Raw genomic sequence first — 3,105 nt, 5'->3', positions numbered from 1 at the left:
ATTTAATAATATTTATTGAATATGAAGTATGTTTTATTTGAGGGTATTCAAGGTAATGATATTATCGAATTATTCATATATTTTGACCATTATCTAGCTATTATTGGTTTGGAGTGTTACACATGACAGCGACAAACTTATCAATCATTACCAATAAATCAATGTCTACTGTATACCCTCTCATTGATACGCATACGCATTTTGATGATACCGTGTTTGATTGTGATAGGGCGTTAGAAGCGCAGAGAGCTTATGAAAAAGGTGTGCGTCATTTTGTGTTGGTGGGATATTTACATCGCCACTTTGAACGCCTTAATGAAACAGAGCAGTTGCTGAACAATCTGAGTCAGACTGCTGAATTTGAGAGTGATGAGCAAAAAAAACAGCCTAAAGCGCATGTCGCTCTTGGTTTACATCCTTTTTATATAGATCAACATACCGAGACACATTTGGCAGACATGGCACAGATGGTGAGTGATTCTCGTCCGCTTGCTATTGGTGAGATTGGGTTAGATACTTTTACGGATGCGATGAAAGTGCCGGAAGTATTTGCCAAACAAGAGCGGTTTTTCACAGCGCAGCTAGATTTGGCAGTAAGGCATCAGTTGCCTGTCATGCTGCATATTCGTAAAGCGCATGCTGAAGCATTGGCTATATTAAAAGCGCACGAGTATAACGCAAGTCAACTAGGCGGTATTGCACATAGTTTCAGTGGCGGTGAACAAGAGGCCAAGGCTTTTGTTAAGTTGGGGTTTAAGCTTGGGGTGACAGGGCAGGTCACTAATCCTAATGCTAAGAAACTGCGCCGTGCTATTCAGGCAGCAGTTGAGAGTTATGGGATTGGTTGCTTGGTGATAGAGACGGATTGTCCTGATATGATGCCTATCATGTGCCAGAGCTCCGGAGATAGTCAGTCATCACGGGAAAATGACATAGACAACAGGTGGCATGATAAGTCTAGTCAAAGCCAACCTGATCATAAAAGGAATGTCCCAGCAAACCTGCCATGGGTGCTTGCCACATTGAGTGAGTTGTTAGAGGTGCCCACTGCAGAGTTGGCCGAGCAATTATGGAAAAACAGCTGTGATGCCCTACAGGCTGACTGGGTCTATGAAGAGTAACAAAGCTAGCTTTGATATAGGCAGTGTAATATATACGCTACCGACACCGGTGCTGCCACATAACCATCGGAATAGTCATCAGGCAGAAACTTTATACTGTGAAAGAAAACCATTTTAAAAATAATAAGCCAAAAGAGTATTGAAACTGTGATATGTGATACTGAGAATCTCGAGCAATCAAATATAGGTGCAGTCAACACAAAGGCTGCTGTAGAGCAAGAGCTGACTGAGGAGGGCCGTCTAGAGAGCGGGCAGGACGGGGTACAATATGAGCGCCGCTTCCAAGGTACAAAAACCCTGTACAGTCCTTCAGCGGTGGATATTTTTGCAAATGCTCATGTATACGTTATTGGTGTGGGGGGCGTTGGTTCTTGGGCTGCAGAAGCGCTGGCCCGAACGGCAGTTGGCACCATTACTTTGGTGGACTTAGATGTATTGGTTGCTTCCAATGTTAACCGTCAACTCCCCGCACTAAACAGCACTTTCGGTCAGAGCAAAATTGCAGCGATGGCGACAAGGTTAGAGGAGATTAACCCCACGGCCACAATCAACATGGTCGATGATTTTTTGACAGCTGAAAATGTCGCCGCTTTGCTACCTAATCGAGATGAAGCAAAAACTGCTGCTCAGCAGGGCAAGCCGATTGTGGTGCTAGACTGTGTGGATGATATGAGTGCCAAGCTGACTATTGCACTGCATTGTCGCTTTAATAAAATAAAGCTGGTCTGTGCTGGCGGTGCTGGCGGCAAAATAGATCCGAGTCAGATTCGAGTCAGCGACCTGCGAGAGAGTTATCAAGATCCGTTATTAGCCAAATTACGCAATAAATTAAGGCATGAAAAAGGCATTAACAGCGATTTGAAAGATAAATTTGGTATTAAGTGTGTCTATTCTACAGAACCGCCACGGGTAGATAAAAGCTGTCAGACAGGCAACTTACATTGTGGTGGTTATGGTTCAGCAGTCGTCGTCACCTCGGTAGTAGCGATGATCATGGTGAGCGAAGCGTTACAACTATTGATAAAACAGACAAATAAAAAACCAAGCGTCTGACATTATGAAAGGGAGTCCACAGTGTCTACAAACAACTCGTCCAATATTATCTACCCCATGGCAGTCGACGATGCAGCACGAATCAATAAGCTGAAAAAATATCATGTATTCAATGATAGGGACGAGCCTGCGTTCAATCGCTTGGTAGACCTTGTCAGGTTGTTTTTCAATGTGCCTATTGTCACTATTTCTTTTATGGATGAAGACACTCAGTATCTAAAATCTGTCTGTGGGTTAGGTGATATACGTAGCACGTCGCGTGATGTAGCGGTATGTAATTATACCCTGCTATCTAATGAGGTATTGGTGGTCTCGGATTTGTCTAAAGACACTCGTTTTAGCCACAACCCAATCGTTCTTGAGGAGCCATATTTGAGGTTTTATGCCGGTGCACCCATTATCCTGCACGAGGACAATAGAAGCTATCGCTTGGGCGTCTTGTGCCTGATGGACACCAATCCACACGGCGACTTTGATGAAGAGAAAGTTAAGATTTTAGAGCAGTTTGCAACGTTAGCGGCTGATGCCTTGCAGCTATTGGGCAGACATCGTGATGCTAAGCATGCCAACGAGATGAAGTCGGAGTTTTTGGCCAATATGAGTCATGAAATACGGACACCAATGAATGGTATTATTGGCATGGTGGAAATGCTGAATCAGACAGAACTCAATAGCGAACAACAAGATTATTTGAACAATATTAAGACTTCTAACGGGCAGCTGATGTCTACAATCAACGGTATTTTAGATTTATCAAAAGTCGAGTCGGGAAAAATGACTATAGACTCTGTTCCGTTAAACTTATCTACGTTGTGTAATGAAGTTGTGAGTCTTCTTGCAATAAAAGCCCGTCAACGTAGTTTGACTTTAAATTATGGTGGTGTTCTAAAAAGTATGCTGGCATCAGACATAGCCATAATTGACATAGAAG

3 protein-coding genes are annotated in these 3,105 nt (G+C 43.2%); all 3 read left to right on the top strand.

What is annotated here, in order from left to right; genetic code table 11:
• Positions 1-122 precede the first annotated feature (122 nt).
• Positions 123-1,121: a TatD family hydrolase gene (locus L0J61_RS10260; RefSeq protein ID WP_301466346.1), complete on the top strand. Its 999-nt coding sequence runs from the start codon at positions 123-125 to the stop codon at positions 1,119-1,121.
• 222 nt (positions 1,122-1,343) lie between these two features.
• Complete coding sequence (locus L0J61_RS10255; RefSeq protein ID WP_301466347.1) at positions 1,344-2,174, top strand: tRNA threonylcarbamoyladenosine dehydratase; 831 nt, start codon at positions 1,344-1,346, stop codon at positions 2,172-2,174.
• A gap of 21 nt (positions 2,175-2,195) precedes the next feature.
• On the top strand, positions 2,196-3,105 hold a 910-nt coding region (locus L0J61_RS10250), incomplete at its 3' end, for a GAF domain-containing sensor histidine kinase (protein ID WP_301466345.1).

It is taken from the genome of Psychrobacter sp. (assembly GCF_030457785.1).
Classification (GTDB): domain Bacteria; phylum Pseudomonadota; class Gammaproteobacteria; order Pseudomonadales; family Moraxellaceae; genus Psychrobacter.
The sequence above is the reverse complement of the archived record's forward strand: the minus strand, read 5'-3'. Positions and strand labels throughout refer to the sequence as shown.

Bases quoted from the DNA above. Each gene is read 5' to 3' on its own strand.
- L0J61_RS10260 (WP_301466346.1), top strand. From the start codon at position 123: ATGACAGCGACAAACTTATCAATCATTACCAATAAATCAATGTCTACT.